Source organism: Microbispora sp. CA-102843, assembly GCF_050936215.1.
In the GTDB taxonomy this organism is placed as follows: Bacteria; Actinomycetota; Actinomycetes; order Streptosporangiales; family Streptosporangiaceae; genus Microbispora.
In genome coordinates, this window is the sequence record NZ_JBNJNF010000002.1 from 1 (window position 1) to 14,531 (window position 14,531).

At 70.5% G+C, this 14,531-nt stretch carries 21 protein-coding genes and 1 tRNA gene; 7 read left to right on the forward strand and 15 right to left on the reverse strand.

What is annotated here, in order from left to right:
* The first annotated feature begins 107 nt into the window (after nucleotides 1-107).
* Entirely contained in the window at nucleotides 108-1,382 is a 1,275-nt protein-coding gene (locus ACQEVJ_RS46045) for a tyrosine-type recombinase/integrase (protein WP_433112407.1), read from the forward strand.
* Here ACQEVJ_RS46045 and ACQEVJ_RS46050 read toward each other — a convergent pair.
* Nucleotides 1,379-2,125 (reverse strand): GntR family transcriptional regulator, encoded by a 747-nt coding sequence (locus ACQEVJ_RS46050; RefSeq protein WP_433112410.1) that lies wholly within the window; start codon nucleotides 2,123-2,125, stop codon nucleotides 1,379-1,381. The genes ACQEVJ_RS46045 and ACQEVJ_RS46050 overlap by 4 nt on opposite strands.
* Before the next feature lie 145 nt (nucleotides 2,126-2,270).
* Between ACQEVJ_RS46050 and ACQEVJ_RS46055 the strand changes: the two genes are divergently transcribed.
* The 6 genes from ACQEVJ_RS46055 (at nucleotide 2,271) to ACQEVJ_RS46080 (ending at nucleotide 5,149) form a co-directional block, all read left to right on the forward strand.
* Nucleotides 2,271-2,654, forward strand: coding sequence for a hypothetical protein (locus tag ACQEVJ_RS46055; RefSeq protein ID WP_433112413.1), 384 nt, complete (start codon nucleotides 2,271-2,273; stop codon nucleotides 2,652-2,654).
* Between the two features lie 65 nt (nucleotides 2,655-2,719).
* Nucleotides 2,720-3,127 carry a hypothetical protein gene (locus ACQEVJ_RS46060; protein WP_433112416.1) on the forward strand — a complete coding sequence of 136 codons (408 nt, stop codon included), beginning with the start codon at nucleotides 2,720-2,722 and terminating at the stop codon, nucleotides 3,125-3,127.
* A 1-nt stretch (nucleotide 3,128) separates the two neighbouring features.
* Entirely contained in the window at nucleotides 3,129-3,377 is a 249-nt protein-coding gene (locus ACQEVJ_RS46065) for a hypothetical protein (RefSeq protein ID WP_433112419.1), read from the forward strand.
* Complete coding sequence (locus tag ACQEVJ_RS46070) at nucleotides 3,374-3,982, forward strand: hypothetical protein (RefSeq protein ID WP_433112422.1); 609 nt, start codon at nucleotides 3,374-3,376, stop codon at nucleotides 3,980-3,982. Before ACQEVJ_RS46065 ends, ACQEVJ_RS46070 begins: the two co-directional genes overlap by 4 nt.
* A 176-nt stretch (nucleotides 3,983-4,158) precedes the next feature.
* Nucleotides 4,159-4,767, forward strand: coding sequence for a hypothetical protein (locus tag ACQEVJ_RS46075; protein WP_433112425.1), 609 nt, complete (start codon nucleotides 4,159-4,161; stop codon nucleotides 4,765-4,767).
* Between the two features lie 106 nt (nucleotides 4,768-4,873).
* Complete coding sequence (locus ACQEVJ_RS46080) at nucleotides 4,874-5,149, forward strand: hypothetical protein (RefSeq protein WP_433112427.1); 276 nt, start codon at nucleotides 4,874-4,876, stop codon at nucleotides 5,147-5,149.
* A 156-nt stretch (nucleotides 5,150-5,305) separates the two neighbouring features.
* On the opposite strand, the gene ACQEVJ_RS46085 is transcribed toward ACQEVJ_RS46080, so the two are convergent.
* The 14 genes from ACQEVJ_RS46085 to ACQEVJ_RS46150 all read right to left on the reverse strand — a co-directional run bounded on the left by ACQEVJ_RS46085 (nucleotide 5,306) and on the right by ACQEVJ_RS46150 (nucleotide 14,524).
* A tRNA-Gly gene (locus ACQEVJ_RS46085) sits at nucleotides 5,306-5,385 on the reverse strand.
* A gap of 24 nt (nucleotides 5,386-5,409) precedes the next feature.
* On the reverse strand, nucleotides 5,410-5,610 hold the full coding sequence (locus ACQEVJ_RS46090) for a hypothetical protein (protein ID WP_433112430.1): 201 nt from the start codon (nucleotides 5,608-5,610) through the stop codon (nucleotides 5,410-5,412).
* A 53-nt stretch (nucleotides 5,611-5,663) separates the two neighbouring features.
* Nucleotides 5,664-6,407, reverse strand: a complete 744-nt coding sequence (locus tag ACQEVJ_RS46095; RefSeq protein ID WP_433112433.1) for a CHAP domain-containing protein — start codon at nucleotides 6,405-6,407, stop codon at nucleotides 5,664-5,666.
* Nucleotides 6,404-6,550 (reverse strand): hypothetical protein, encoded by a 147-nt coding sequence (locus tag ACQEVJ_RS46100; protein WP_433112436.1) that lies wholly within the window; start codon nucleotides 6,548-6,550, stop codon nucleotides 6,404-6,406. The genes ACQEVJ_RS46095 and ACQEVJ_RS46100 overlap by 4 nt, the downstream gene beginning before the upstream one ends.
* A 5-nt stretch (nucleotides 6,551-6,555) precedes the next feature.
* Entirely contained in the window at nucleotides 6,556-6,876 is a 321-nt protein-coding gene (locus ACQEVJ_RS46105) for a hypothetical protein (protein ID WP_433112439.1), read from the reverse strand.
* Nucleotides 6,873-7,094 (reverse strand): DUF7620 family protein, encoded by a 222-nt coding sequence (locus ACQEVJ_RS46110; RefSeq protein ID WP_433112442.1) that lies wholly within the window; start codon nucleotides 7,092-7,094, stop codon nucleotides 6,873-6,875. Before ACQEVJ_RS46110 ends, ACQEVJ_RS46105 begins: the two co-directional genes overlap by 4 nt.
* Complete coding sequence (locus ACQEVJ_RS46115; RefSeq protein WP_433112445.1) at nucleotides 7,091-7,384, reverse strand: hypothetical protein; 294 nt, start codon at nucleotides 7,382-7,384, stop codon at nucleotides 7,091-7,093. The genes ACQEVJ_RS46110 and ACQEVJ_RS46115 overlap by 4 nt, the downstream gene beginning before the upstream one ends.
* A 127-nt stretch (nucleotides 7,385-7,511) precedes the next feature.
* Nucleotides 7,512-7,751 (reverse strand): hypothetical protein, encoded by a 240-nt coding sequence (locus ACQEVJ_RS46120; RefSeq protein WP_433112448.1) that lies wholly within the window; start codon nucleotides 7,749-7,751, stop codon nucleotides 7,512-7,514.
* A 9-nt stretch (nucleotides 7,752-7,760) separates the two neighbouring features.
* Nucleotides 7,761-8,096: a hypothetical protein gene (locus tag ACQEVJ_RS46125; protein ID WP_433112451.1), complete on the reverse strand. Its 336-nt coding sequence runs from the start codon at nucleotides 8,094-8,096 to the stop codon at nucleotides 7,761-7,763.
* Nucleotide 8,097: 1 nt separating this feature from the next.
* Nucleotides 8,098-10,092 (reverse strand): hypothetical protein, encoded by a 1,995-nt coding sequence (locus ACQEVJ_RS46130; RefSeq protein WP_433112454.1) that lies wholly within the window; start codon nucleotides 10,090-10,092, stop codon nucleotides 8,098-8,100.
* Nucleotides 10,093-10,103: 11 nt separating this feature from the next.
* Entirely contained in the window at nucleotides 10,104-10,445 is a 342-nt protein-coding gene (locus ACQEVJ_RS46135; protein ID WP_433112457.1) for a phage tail fiber protein, read from the reverse strand.
* A 25-nt stretch (nucleotides 10,446-10,470) separates the two neighbouring features.
* The gene (locus ACQEVJ_RS46140; RefSeq protein WP_433112460.1) at nucleotides 10,471-10,869 is read right to left on the reverse strand and encodes a hypothetical protein; all 399 of its coding nucleotides are present in this window, start codon (nucleotides 10,867-10,869) and stop codon (nucleotides 10,471-10,473) included.
* Nucleotides 10,869-12,731 (reverse strand): hypothetical protein, encoded by a 1,863-nt coding sequence (locus ACQEVJ_RS46145; protein ID WP_433112463.1) that lies wholly within the window; start codon nucleotides 12,729-12,731, stop codon nucleotides 10,869-10,871. The genes ACQEVJ_RS46140 and ACQEVJ_RS46145 overlap by 1 nt, the downstream gene beginning before the upstream one ends.
* A gap of 20 nt (nucleotides 12,732-12,751) precedes the next feature.
* Entirely contained in the window at nucleotides 12,752-14,524 is a 1,773-nt protein-coding gene (locus ACQEVJ_RS46150; RefSeq protein WP_433112466.1) for a hypothetical protein, read from the reverse strand.
* Between the last annotated feature and the right edge of the window lie 7 nt (nucleotides 14,525-14,531).

Below are 14,531 nucleotides of genomic sequence, written 5' to 3' on the forward strand. Positions count from 1 at the left end.
AAGAGCCGCTGACCTGCGTGTACAGGTCAGCGGCTCTTTTGCTTTCAGCCCATGGGGGCACCCACGGGGGCACGGTGGCGCGTCACCCCTCCTACCGAAGGAGAGACATGGCATCGATCGAGGAGCGCGTCAGCAGCAAGGGCGTCAAGAGCTGGCGGATCGTCTGGCGCGAAGGCGGCGCCCGCACCGGCGCCCGCGACAGTGAAACCTGCTACGACCGGCGCACGGCTCGCCGCTTCAAGGGCCTGGTGGAGGCGGCGGGCGACCGCCGACCCGAGGGCTACCCGAAGGGCTGCCACGGCATGGGCATCGGCGAGCGTGCCCCCCAGGAGGACGCCGCCGCCCCGCCGGCTCCCAGCATCCCCACGCTCACCGCGGTGGTCGAGGCCTGCTTCGCGCAGAACAAGAAGGCCGACGCCCGCCAAGTCGCCGACTATCGGCGGCTGTACGTCAATCACGTCCAGGCCGCGATCGTCACCCTGCCCGACGGGCGGAAGGTCGGCCCGCTCGGCGGCCTGACCATCGACCAGATCGACGAGGACGTGCTCCAGGCGTGGGTCACCTGGATGGGCAGCCGAACCTACGCCTGGCGGGGCCAGAAGCGCCGCTACAGCCCGAAGACGATTCACAACATCCACGGCTCTGTGATCGCGCCCGCGCTCGCCTACGCCGTGCGCAAGCACAAGGAGCACATGCCGTCCAACCCGTGCCTGGACGTTCGGCTGCCGAAGCTGGTCGGCCGGAGCGTGTCCCTGGACCAGGTACCCACCGGCGAGGAGATCCAGGTGTGGATCGCACTCGCCTACCAGGTGTCCGCCCTCGCCGGGGACATCGTCACCCTGGCCATGGGCACCGGCCTGCGGTGGGCGGAGATGACCGCGCTGCGCCCCTGTGACGTCGACCTGGAGCGGCGGCTCCTCACCGTCGCCGGGGCGATCAAAGAGGACGCGGCCACGCGGCGGCCGTACCGCGCCACCTACGGCAAGAGCGACAAGGCCCTGCGGACGATCCGCATCCCTGCCAGCGTCGTGATGATGCTCACCCGGCGGCTGCGCGGCGTCGACCCTAAGTCGAAGGAGCTGATCTTCCGTGGTGCGCGCGGCGGCATCCTGAACTCCTCCGGTTGGAGCCAGACCCACTGGCGGAAGGTCGTGGCGCTGGCCGAGGAGCACGCGCTGGAGACGGCGGCGACTCCGCACAAGTTCCGCCACGCGCACGCCACCGAGCTCCTGGCCGCCAACGTGAGCCTGGACACGGTGTCTAAGCGGCTCGGCCACGCGAGCATCGCCGTGACGAGCGACATCTACGGGCACCTGACCCCGGAGGCCGACCAGCGGGCCGTCGACGTCGTCGACCAGGTGATGAGCGGCCGGTCGGCCTAGTCCACGTCGAGGACGTAGACGAACTCGACACGATCCCCCGGCGCGACGATGTCCGTGGTCTCCACTGGCCGATCCTCGGCGAAGTAGGTCCTGCGGAGGACGGTGACGATCGCGCCGGGAGCGATCCCGAGGTCCCGGGCCTCCTCCACCGTCGCGCCGCGAGAGTGCAGCCCCTCGCGGCGGCGCGTGATCTCGATGCCGATCAGCCGCATGCGGTTCTTCACTCCGCGGCCGGCGTGCGGGCCGTCTTCGGGCAGCGCGATCGGCGTGCCCCGGGTCAGCTCGTACGGCTCGTAGGACACGGCGCGCTGCACCGGTAGCCCGTCGGCGGTGTACACGTAGACGGTCCGCATGACCGGGTCGCCCTCGGCGATCGCCAGGCGCTGCGCGAGGTCGGCCGAGGCGACGTCGGTACGGGAGTGCACCCGCCAGCTCGGCGTCTTGCCCTGCGCTTCCATGTCGCCGGCGAACGGGCTGCCGCCGCGCACCTCCCGGTACCACGCCCGGGACAGCTGCAGCCGCTCCGGCGGCGGCAGCACGTACGCACCCGCGCCGGGCCGCGACTCGACCAGGCCCTCGGCCACGAGGATCTGCAGGACGCGCGTGGCCACCGGCGGCGCCACCTCGTAGTGCCTGGAGAGTTCGGCACGAGATGGGATCTTCGCGCCGGGCGGGAACTCGCCGGCCTTGATCCGCCGACGCAAATCGTCGGCGATCTGGAGGTATCGGGCTTTGCTCTCCACGCTGCTCCTGCTCCCCGGGGGGCGAATCGTCCGTACAGCTTGACCGGCTAGCCCTTCGTGAGACAAGCTGCATATTCAGGAGACAGTGATGTCAGTGCGTCTCCTTGAGTGGTCAGTACAGGCTATGTGTCCGAGGACGGTGGTCGTGGACTACCCCATGGCGATGCCGCCAGTGCCCGCCGCGGCTACGGCTGCGCGGCTGCTGGCGCGCGACGTCGTCACCCGGGCCATCGGGCCGGACAGCGCTGCGGAGGCCGAGCTCGCCGTCAGCGAGATGGTCACCGCCGCTCTCGCCGGTGTCGACGGGGCACCGGACGGGCCGCCCGTACGCCTGGCCATCCATGTGGATGGCGCGCACGTGGCCGTCGAGGTCGGCGTCGACGTCGCCGAAGACGCCCGCCTTGAGCAGGTGGCCGGCTACGGCATGCAGCTCCTCAGCGCGGCCGCGCCGCAGATCGAGATGCGCGTCGACGAGTCGGGGATCACCCGCCGGATCGAGATCGGGGAACCCGGCAGCACCCACACATAAATCGGGCCCGGAAGGCGCTGGAGACGCCGTACCGGGCCCTTGATCAGGAAGTAGGTCCTGACCCGATGAACAACCCTAGCGCCCCCATCGCGGCGGCCGCCCCCGTCCGATGGGCCGACGGCACCACCCGCCGCACCCGGGTCCGTCACACCGCCGGACGCCCGCCCTTGCCGCTCGGCTGCCGCTGGTGCGGGCACCCGCCGTACGCCCACGAGGCCGACAGCGTGCCGTCGCGCCCCCGCCACGTGTACGAGCCGCCCACGACCGCGCAGATGCGCCGCCGCGCCGACGTCCGGCGCGGCCTCGGCCTCGTCGGGCGGTTCCCCGCGCCGGTGCCGGCCCGCTGCGTTCGCCCGCCGATGCTGCCGATCGAGGCCGCCGCCGCCCGCGCCGTGCAGGCCGCCCGCCCCGCCGCCTCGCCGCCGGGACGTCGGCAGCCGTACAACGCACCACTGCTGAGGGGAGTGGCCTGACATGAACCTGGACATCTACACCGACCTCGAGCACCGCCGCGAACTCGAGCACGACTTCCCCGAGTGGGGTGTGTGGCGGGCGACGGACTCGCTGGGCGAGTCGGGCGACTGGTACGCATCCCGCCGGAAGAGGATCAGCCCCGAGCAGCTGCGCGCCGGGCTGTGGGCGACGGTGCACGCCGCCTCGCCGGAGCAGCTGCGGGAGCTGCTCGCCGAGCAGACCGAGAAGGCGTCGAGGGCTGCGAAGTGAGCGCGCCGGCGATCCCCATCCCCTACGTCCTGGCCTACGCCGACGAGGCCGTGCCGCAGCCGCTCATCTTCACGGAGCCCGGCCTGTCCGGCGAGGTGCGGCTGGAGTTCATCGACCCGCGCCCATCCGACCGCATCAACGGCGTCCTGCGCGTCCGGGTCCGCACCAACATGCGCGGTGCCGTGCGGTGGCGGAAGCTGAACGCCCGCCGGCAGTGGGAGTGCCTGCGCAAGAACCTGTGCCAGGTGTGCAAGCGGCCCGCGACCGACGCCGACGGGCGTCTGCCGTGGCTGCTCACGGAGAAGGTCTACCAGCCGATCGCCGATGACCGGTACGGCACGACGGCACCGCCGACCTGCCGTGAGTGCATCCCGCTCTCGCTGGCCCACTGCCCCCAGCTCAACGGTGCCCCCACGCTGTGCACCGCGGCGTATGCCGAACCGGTCGGCGTGCTCGGCGACCTGTATCGGTGTGGCCCGCGAGGTGAGGCGTTCTTGGCTCGGGAGAACGTCTACGCGGATTGGGGCGCGGCCGCGCTGCCCCGGATCCTGGCTCGGCTCGCGGTCGTCGAGCTCCGCGATATGGAACCAGAGCCGCTTCCCTGAGCCGCCCGCCTGCGTTCGTCGGCCCACGTAGCGCAGGCGGGTCACCCTGCCGGGGCGGGTCAATTAGGTCTGTCCTCCCCGGCAGGGCTCCATATTTATTTGTGTCAACTTTTCGCGTCTGTCACGCGTCCCCCTTTGACGCTGTCGAATTCCGATTTACCCGAAACGGGACATTCATGAGCGATGCATTCTTACGCGACCGGAGCGCCCAGCACAGGCAGACCGGCGGCTCGGGCATAGCAATCCTCGCGCTGGTCCTCGCGGTCATCGCGCTGGCGGGCTCGGCACTGTCCGTGGTGCTCGTGCTCAACGGGGGCGCCCAGGCGCAGCCGGAGGCCTCCGCCACCGCGAAAGCCGCCATGGAGGAGACCGTCCGGTCGCGCCCGTCGCCGAGCCCGAAGCCTACGCAGCCTCGTAACCAAGCCGGGGCTCGGGCTGCCGCGCAGCAGATCTTCGACCTGTACTCCGCCGGCTCCTACGGCGCGTATTGGGACCACTGGTCGCGGGCCACTCAGCAGGTCGTCTCTCGCGAGGACTACGTGCGCAGATTCAAGCTGTGCAAGCCAGTCGTCGAGGGTCTGCGGTTCCAGGTATCCAGCGTCACCGTGGCCGGCGCACACGCGAAGGTGGTCGTCGCCCGGTCGATCATGACGTTCACGCACGATTTCGTGTACGAGGACGGCCAGTGGCGGTTCGTGCCCTCAGAGGACGTGCAGAAGGACTATCGAACCAAGAGCATCGACCAGCTCGTGAGCGAGGACCGCGCTCAAAGCCTATGCGGGTGAGCGGCAACTACTGATCACTATGACATCGCGCCGTCCACTTCCTGGGAATCCAGGCTGCCAGACGTCGCGTCTTACTCCCCCCAACTCCCAGACCCTGGAGCCTCTCATGGGTATCCGTATCGGCGGCAGCATCGGCCCGATCAGCGTCTCCAAGCGCATCGGCGGAGGTCGCAAAGGAAAGAGCGACCCCGTCCTCGCTGCCGTCATTTCCGTTTTCGCGATTGCCGCCCTGCCGTACGCGCTGACCCGTTGGCTGGTGGGCCACTTCGGAGGAAGCGACTCCTTCGGCAACATCATCGGATGGCTCGTCGAGGTCCCTTGGCTGGGGCTCCTGCTGTTCGTGCTCGTCCGCATGGCGAAGGCGAAGCGGCGCCGCTGGTAACGGCGGCGGAGCGCGAGCGCTCAGGTCAATGCGCGAGGCCCGGGCCCCGCCTCCGCCGGGAGCTCCCGGAGCCCGCGATGGGCGAGCACGCGCTGGCCATGGTCGCCTGAGACGCGAAAAGGCGCCCCCTCCCCCGGGGAAGCGGGGAGGGGGCGGTGGCGCTCTCGGCGAGGGACTCGAACCCTGCGTTCCGCCGCGGCGGGGAGCGGCGGTCCTGCCTGTTGGATGACGAGAGCACCCGAGGGCCGTGCGGGGGACCCTCAGCTCAGGGGGAGCGGCCGCTCCTCGGACTTGGCCGCGTTCGGGACCACGAACGTGATGCCGAGCGCGCCGAGCACGGCCAGGCCGATGGTGACCCACTCGCCGGTCTCGATCACGCTGTCGCCCATCGCGGTGACGAGCGCGGCGATACCGGCCGAGGCCGCGGCGACGATGGCCTTGGCCATCCTGCCAATGATCATTGCCCCTCCTTCGGGGGGATGGGCCCGCCGTACGCCGGCGGGACGAGCGGAGGTCAGCCCTGGCCGGGCTGCTTGGTGGTGGGGTCGGCGTCGCGGCGGAGCTCGGCGACCTCCTCGCGCAGCGCCTGCAGCTCCTTGAGCACCTGGCCGAGGCGGGTGTAGCTGCCCTTGCCGTACGCCCACGCCTGCCTGATGAAGGTGCGCGGGTCGAGCTTCTGGCCGACGTCGAGCAGCTGCTCCCTCGCGGCCCACACGTCCTTAGTGACGGTGCCGGTCAGCCTGTCGTAGACGGCGTCGGCGATCTCCTTGGGAGACGGCATGTCCTCTCCTTCGTAGTCGGGGTTCCAGAACCCGGCGATCACGCTCGGGCCGCGAACTCGGCGCTTGCAGGCGTCGCCGGTGTTGCCCTCGATCGTCTGCACCCTGCCGTCGCCGAGGTTGACCTCACCGACGCCGACGTGGTCGATATCGCCGATGCGGTCGGTGCCTTCCCAGGCCATGAAGACGATCGCGCCCGGCTTGAGGTGCCGGCGGATGTTCTCGGCCGTCCCCGGGTACCACCGGCCGAGTGCCTGCCCGTCCAGCGCGTGCGTCACCGTGTAGGCCCGATCGCCCTGCGGCAGCACCGCCGCGGCGTTGCCCGAGTGGCGGCCCCAGTACGTGATGCTCATGTCGCACCAGGCCGCGTCGCGGTACTCCGGCCCGTTGCGGGAGGCGTACTCGCGGGTGATGTAGTTCGGGCGGCCGACCAGCCCCAGCGACTTGCGGGCGGTCGCGAGCATCTTCGTGGCGCTCACTGGCCACCACCCGCGCCGGAGCCGTCACCGCGGTAGATCCCGTCGCTGTCCGGCTCGCCGTACAAGGCGCGGAGGACCTCCTCCTCGTCCGACTCCGTCGGGCCCGCGCCCGTCTGCGGCTCCGGGGGCATGGGGTGAGTCATTCAGGTCACGACCTCTCTCGCTCGTGCCGGTCCTTGCGGTAGTCGAGGAACGTGGCCAGCAGCAGGATCAGCAGCCAGTCCGCGGCCGCGCCCAACCCGACGATGATCACGGTGTCGACGGTGCCGGTGTATTTCGGCGTCCAGCCGTTGGTGGCCAGCAGCAGCGCGGAACGCAGGTACACCAGCCAGATCACGCTGACCAAGCCGTTCACGATCAGCGACGGGCGCCGGATCGGCCATGCCGGGCGGAACCTCACCAGGAACCACGAGGTGGGGATAAGCCCGCCGGCGAGGATGGCCCACCAGGTCACCGCGATGAGCGTCATCCTGACTCCCTGATCACCTGACGAATCAACAGTTCGGCGAATCCGTTGCTCGCGTTCAGCTCGCGCAGCACGTCGACGAGCTGCCGCTCAGTCCGCTTGTGCTGCTCCTGAGCCCGCCGCAGCCCCGCCTCCGCCGCGATGCGGGCCTGGCGGGACTGTTCCGCCTCGGCCGCGATCTCCGGTCGTACAGCACGTCGTCTCCGCAGGAACCACCTCATCGCCGCGCCTCCGGCTGGTTACGCTCTCGCAGGTCTTGCAGCAGGTGCGCGGTCGTACGGGCGGCCTCGACGGCGGCCGCGTTCGCGCCGGCGGTCTCCAGCCGGTATACCTCGCGATCGGCCTCTCGCGCTGCTCGCTCGTCGGCGAGGGCCTGGCGGAGGTAGGTAATCTCGCGGTCCGCGCGGTCCATGCTCGGTTTCGGGGCGATCCAGCCGAGGACGAACAGCAGGAGGGCCACCCCAACCGCGCCTCCCTGGACGAGCACGTCTACCAGGGTTGCCCCGTCCACTCACGTCCCCCTCGGTTGTGTGGTCCGCCTGGCGGATGCCAGAGCGGGGGGCGCCGCCCGCTGTTTCCCCACTGACCCATCGCGATCGACAGACGCAGTCAGCGGGCGGCACGTTCATCGGGATCACTCAGATCGTGATCCGGCCGGCGCTCGTGACGGTCTCGCCGACCCGTAGCCACACGCTGACCTGGCGGCCGGACGGGGCGGGCGGGCGGATCTTCGCCACGCGTTCCGTGCCGACGTAGTCCAGATAGGCCGGCCGCCAGTCCTCCTCGGCCGGGCGCTGGGCGACGGCGATGTGCACGGTGGCGAGGTCGTGCCCGGAGTACGGGACGACGAGCCAGCCGTCGCGGATCTCGGTACGCATGCAGGCCCCTCAGAGGATGGTGATGACGTCGATCTTGCGGATGATGTCCTCGGTCGCGGTCTGGAGGAGCACGAACCGCTGCCAGTCCCCGGGGCCGAGCTCGACGTCGCCGTTCTTCGGCCCGATCAGCGACAAGACGTCAACCTTCCCCGCCTCGGCGAGCTCGTCCGGCGGCTGGGCGGTGCCGTCGGCCACCTGCACCGCGGTGAACTCGTCGACCTCGGGCACCACGTTGGGGTCGAGCGAGTGGTAGACGCCCACCGTGGTGATGTCCGCCACCTTGCCCCGGGTGATCGTGATCTGGTTGGCGAACCATTCGGTGCCGGTGCGGTAGATCTCCGCCACGTCACGCTCCTCTGCTGATCCGGGTGGGCCCAACGGTCGTGCTCGTGCGGGTGTCGCCCACCTCGGCGGAGGATCGGGTGGGGCCGACGGTCACGCGCTCGCCCGCACGGGTCGGGCCCACGGTGGCCAACTCGAGCACGCGCGTCGGGCCGACCTCGACGGTGATGTCGACGACCAGGCGGGCGCCCGTCGCGTGGACGGACACCTCGGCGGCCGACCCGCCCTTGAAGGCCGGGATCCCGGCTCCGGTGGCCGCCGTCTGTACGGCCGCCGACGAGCCGCCCACGACGGCCACGGCGCCGTCCCCGGCTGCGGCAACCGCCACCACGGCGATGGAGCCGCCGCCGACGTCGCCCTGCGCGCCGCCGCCGGTCGCGGTCACCGCGATGGTGGCCGAGGATCCGCCGGCGAACGCCGGACGGCCTGAGCCTTCGGTGGCCACCGCCACTTCGGCGGCCGACCCGCTCTCAGCTGCGGGGAAGCCTGCGCCTTCGGTGGCCACCGCCGCGGCGGTCGTCGAGCCGTCGGCGATGCCGGCCAGGCCCGCGCCGGACGCAGCCGCGGTCACTGTCTCTTCGGCGCCGGATGCCGGGCCGGGAGCACCAGCACCTTCGGCGGCCACGGTGACGGTTTCCTCGGATCCGCCTCCGGTGCCCTCGGTGAGGCCGCCGCCGGTCGCTGCGACCATGACTTCGGTCTCGGACCCGCCGGCGTATCCAGCCGCCCCATCACCGGCCGCGGACACCGTGACGGTCGTCTCGGAGCCGTCGGCGAATCCGGCCGTGCCGTCGCCCGTGGCGTCGACGTCGACAGCAGCTTGGTCGCCGCCGGAGAGCCCGGGGCTGCCATCCGCCGTGGCGGTGGTGGCCACCGTGGCGGTCTCGCCTCCGGCGAGGGCTACCACGCCGTTCCCGCTGGCGGCGACGGCGATCGTGACGTCCTGGCCGCCGGCTGCTGCTGGTGCGCCGTCGCCGGTCGAGGTGGTGGTGATGGTGACGGCCTGGCCGCCGCTGACGGCCGCCGTACCCCCGCCGCTGACGGCGGCGGTGATCGAGGCCTGCGCACCGCCCTGGCCGCCCGGGACGCCTCCCGCTGAGACGGCAGCGGTGACGGTCGCAGCGGCGCCGCCCTGGCCACCTGGTGCGCCACCCGCCGACGCCGTGGTGGTGACGGTCGCAGCCGCACCACCCTGCCCGCCGGGGGCGCCCGCACCGGTGGTGGCCACCGTGACGCCGGCGGCCTGGCCGCCGCTGGTGGCAGGTTTACCCACACCGGTCGGGGCCGCGGCGACGGTGGCCGCCGACCCGCCCGAGAATGCGACTAGGCCCTCAGGCCCAAGCCACCCGGTGTCGGCGGCGGCGAGGTCGTCGAGCCAGATGTTGACCGCGTCCTGTACGTAGCTGTCCGCGTACGCATCGCACCAGTCCCACGGGATTACTCCCGCCGGGTGGGATGCGCTGCCGGTCACACTGGTGGTGACCGTGGTGCTGTCCACGCTGTTGTAGAACCGGGCCTCCGTGGTGCTGGTCGTCCCGTTGTCGGCGCGGAGCTCCAAGCGGCACCACGTACCCAACGGGACCGTGATGTTCGCGGTGGCGGCAGTGGTCCAGGTGCTGGTGGAGCCGACGTAGTGGGCCAGCACCAGCGTTGGCGTCCCGGACGCGGGCACGTCGACGCTGGCCTTCCACTGGTAGTAGTCGGCGCCCTCCTGGGTTCCGAGGTCGATGCTGACGCGCTCGCGACCGGTGGGCGGGAGCTTGCCGATCCGGAAGTCCAGCCTGTAGTACAGGGATCCGTTGAGGGCTTCGGTCTCCCACGCCAGTGTCAGTGTGGAGTAGGCGACGCACGCCGCGCTGCGGGTCCCATGCGCCGCCTGAGCAGTGCTGTACGTCGCGGACTGGGTGAAGTAGAACGCGTTACCGCTGGCCCCGCCCGAGTTGCTGGCGCTGATCGCAACGTTGTTGGTCCCGCCCTCGAACGAGTTTTTCAGCAGCACAGGCTACGGCCCTACGCGGCGGTGTGGTTGATGGCCGTCGACGCGGCGAGCAGCGTGTACGTCCCCGCGCTGCTGAACGACTGGCTCGTGAGGTCGGCGCCGCCGTAGTTCGTCCCGGACGTCAACGCCGAGTAGCCGCGCCACCCGGCGACCGTCGCACCGCTGGGGACGTCGAAGACCAGGTCGGCGTTCGGCTTGATCGTCCCGCTGGACGAGGCGGTCCAGGTGATGGCCTTCCGGGCGTATGAGCCTCCGGTGAGTTCGACGCCGGATCCGTTGACGAGGCCGATGTGCGTGATCGCCGTGCGGCCGGCCCCGGCGATGGCGTCGAGGTAGGCGGTGGTCATGGCCATGGTGTTCCTCCAAGGTGAGTGGTTGTCATCCCATGAGCCCGGCGGCCCGCATGGCGTTCTGCAGGTCTCTCACGGTGTCGTGCAGGCGGGCGCAGTCCGCGCGGAGCTGCGTGTACGCGCTCGCGGACGCGAAGTCACCCGTCTGGGTGCTGGGCGAGGTGAAGTTCGCGGGGTTCGCCACGTCGGCCATCGGGATCGTGACCGTCTTGTTGGCCGAGGTCTTCACCGTGAACTTGCCGCCGCCGGAGTAGAGGCGGACGCCCGACCCGGGCGCGGCGGGCGACGCCTCCGGCAGGTCGAAATACTCCGACGCCTTGTTGACCTTGATGGGGGCGACACCACGGGCGATGGTGTTGAGCCGATCGACCGCGTCCTGCAGGCCCTTGACGATCCGCTGCTGCTCGGCGGGGAACTTGTCCACCATCAGACGTGCGCCTCCTCCAGGATCAACTGGGCCTCTTCCCGGCCGGTCGTACGGGAGACCGGGGTGATGCCGACGCCGATCAGCCGCTGGGACTGGTCGAACCCCGCACCCCCGTTGATGCGCGGGTGCCACTCGTTGACCATGACCCGGCGCACGTAGTCCCCCAGACTCGTCGGCGACAAGGTCGGTTTCCCACCCAGCGCGACCGTGCAGGAGTACACCCGCACCGCACCGCCCAGGGCGGCGATCCACCGCTGGGCGTAGAAGTCCAGCTCCGGTTTCCACGTCGACTCGCCGGGATGATCGACCACCTGGCCGTAGCGGGGCCAGCCGGCCGCCAGATGAGCCGTCGCGCTCAGCCAGTCGGACACGACCGGGGTGCTGCCCTCCGAGGCGTCCTCGACTTCCGGTGTGCCGCCGCGGACCATGACCCGGGTGCCGCCGCGCAACGCGTCGATCTCCTCCGACCAGTCGAGGATGTCCCCGCCGTGCGGCGAGTCGACGAACACGTGCTCGCGGTCGCCCTCGATCGTGGGGGCGCCCCACTCCCAGCGCCGTTCGATCCCGCCGTGCTGCCCCACGGTCGGGGTGACCAGCCATTCGAACGAGGGGTACGTCTGCGAGTAGCCGCGCAACGCGTCGCCGTAGGTGGTGGCGTCCGCGGCCTTGACCGCGAGGTTCCGTGGGTCGCCGGCAGTCCCCGGGGCGAGGGTCAGACCGATGTTGGCTCCCGGCCTGCTCATCATGTTGTTGAGCAGGCTGCGGGCGCACGAGATCTGGTCGCCCTCGTATTCCAGGTCCTGCTCGACGGGGACGTGGCTGAGGTAGGCCTCAAGGGTGCTGCCGCGGAGCTGGATCTGAATGCCGCCGCGGCGAGACCGTTGGATCATCGCCCCGGTGATCCAGTACTCCCCCCACAAGTCCCCGGCCCGCCAGACGTGCACGACGATCCGGCCGGGGCCGCTGGTCAGGTCCGAGGCGTGGCGGGGGATGATCTCGGCGACCTGGTCGGCCACCCGGCGGTTGGGGATCGCCAGGGTGCCGCCGAACGCGCCGGCCTCGCCGATCCTTCTGTCGAAGGTGACGTCGCGGGGGTAGATGTCCCCGCGGTAGGCGCCCGAGAGTAGGTCGTGGACGGTGTACCGGTAGAGGGCGCTGCCCCGGGCCGGGCTGAAAGTGGGGAACGACGGCGGGGTGGGCGTGGACTCATCCGTGGTGGCACTGGGCACGATGATCGTGAACCCGTGCATGCCCGTCGCCGACCGGTTGATCCGGAACGTCACCGACCCGACCGAGGCGGACGTGACGAGCGACTTCGATACCACCACCGTTGAGACGGCGCCGACGACCTGCTGCGTCGACCGCGTGCTGTACCCGGACGGGGTGGGCCAAGAGACGGACCCGTCCGGGTCCCACGCGACGGCGACGCGGATGTCCACGCCGGACCCTGAGGGCGGGGACGCGGCCGGGGTGGTGACCTCTTTGAGGTCGAACGTGGGCGGCAGGGCAGTGTCGCCGTCGTTCCGGACGACGGCGAGGCTCTGGTGCCCGCCCTTGATGGACAGCATCACCACGGTGGCCGCGCCCGCGCCCTGCTGCACGGTGTACGAGCCCGACTCGCTGCTGCCCACGGTCTTGCGGTAGATCTTCGTGCCGCCGCCGAGCCCGAAAATCCGGTCGTCATTTCGGGAGCCGATTGTCTGCCACCCGCTGCCCTGGATCCGCATGTCGGACAGAGAGCCCGCGTTGGTGGAGTGGATGCACAGCAGGACGTCGCCGGACGAGGACGACGGGCGCGAGATGCTCACGCTGCTCGCGTTCGTGACGGTCGTGCCTGTGGCGTCCCGGATGCTGGCGACCACGCGCGATCACCCCCGGGTGGTTAAAGGTAGGAGTGGCGCCAGAGCATGGTCGCGGCCGGTGCGCCGCCGCCCGAGCTTCCGTAACCGACCTGCGACTGCCCGGACGGCAGGACCAGGTCGGGGATCGGCACCGAGTTGCCGGCCAGTGTGTCCATCACCGGTTCCTCGCCGACCACGGCGGTGCCGTAGTAGGTGTCGACGAGCAGCGTCTCGCCGGCGTTCAGGTGGAGGTCGAACTCCAACGCTCTCTCGTCGAGGCGGCCGGCCTCGGTGTGCCGGACGAAGATCGTGGGGCCCGTGGCGGGGCCGGGCATGCGGATCGTCGGGTATGCCGGGGCGTTCCCCACGTTGGTGACGGACTGCCAGACACCGTCGGCGATGACCGCGTTGGCCAGGTCCCGCGACTGCAGGATCGGATCGCTGAGGGTCCATTGGATGGTGAGCTGCGCGTGCCCCAGCCGCACGAGTTTGTCGATGGGGATGGATCGGCGGGCGACCTTGCCGTAGCCGACGAGGATGTCGTCCAGGACCCGGATCGCGAGCGGCAGCTCGGTGTCGTCGTCGAGGATCCGGGTCGCGGCCTTCAGCTCGTTGATCACCGCTTGCATGTTCTCGCGGCGGGCCCGCACCAGCGCGGTGTAGGTGACGTGCCGTTCCTGGGTGAGGTCGCGCCCGGCATACGCGCCGTGCCGGGACGGGTGGGCGACGTTCCCGCCATCGAGGTCGGGTAGGTCCCACCAGCCGTCGAGGGTCAGCCACCGGTATTCGGTCGTCGAGCCGAGGAGGAAGCCGTTCCACTCGATCTGCCCCGTCCGGTCGATCTGGTCGCCGGGGTTGACCGGTACGCCGATCGCCGGGGCCGGGATCACCGCGGCGGCGACCAGCGGATCCGGGGTGAGGTAGACGTTCGCGAATGCGTCCACCGTTGGGCTGGGGATCACCGCGGTGGCGACCACCACGCCCGGGTTGACCGCCGTTGTGAGGGCCCCCGTATGGATGCTGGGGGCGGGGATCACCGCGGTGGCGGCCACCACGCCCGGGGCGATGGTGCTGCCGATCGACAGGGCGGGCGAGGGGATGACGGCTGAGGCGGACACCGCGCCGGGGGTGAGCGTGGCGTCAAGGATGTTGCCGGGGCCGAGCCAGCCCACGTCTGACAACGCGATGTCGTCTACCCAGACGTTGGTGCTGCTCTGGTAAGTGTCGGCGGATGCCCCGAAGTAGTTCCAGCCGAAGACCGACGCATGAGAGGTGCTGGCGGTCACGCTGTCGGTGATCGTCGTGCCGTCCATCTGGTTGTACCATCGCGCCTCCGCCGTACTGGTCGGCGCGCTGTTGTCCGCCCTGAGCTCCAATCGGCACCAGGTGGAGTTCGGGAGGGTGATGCTTTTGCTGCCAAGAGTGACGAACCCGCCCGATGTGCTGTAGTGGCCCAGTTCGAGATGTGCGGTGCCGTTCGTGTGCATGACGACGCGTGTCGACCACTCGTACGAGGTGCCGGTGTTCGGTGTCCCCACGTAAAGGGACACGTACGTGTCGTCAATGGTGGGCCGGGTGATCCGGAAGTTGAGCCGCGAGTAAAGGCTCCCGTTGGGCACCGCGAAGGACTGCCACTCCAGGTTCATCGTGGCGTCGGGGGCGCACGCCGCTGAGAAGCTCCCATGCGCCGCCTGCGCGCTCGAATATGTCCCGTTCCCCGCGAAGCTGAACGCGTTCCCCGATGCTCCGCCGGAGTTGGCGACGGTGATCGCCTGACCGTTTACCCCGCCTTCGAGGGTGTTCCGCAGCAGCACCAGCCCA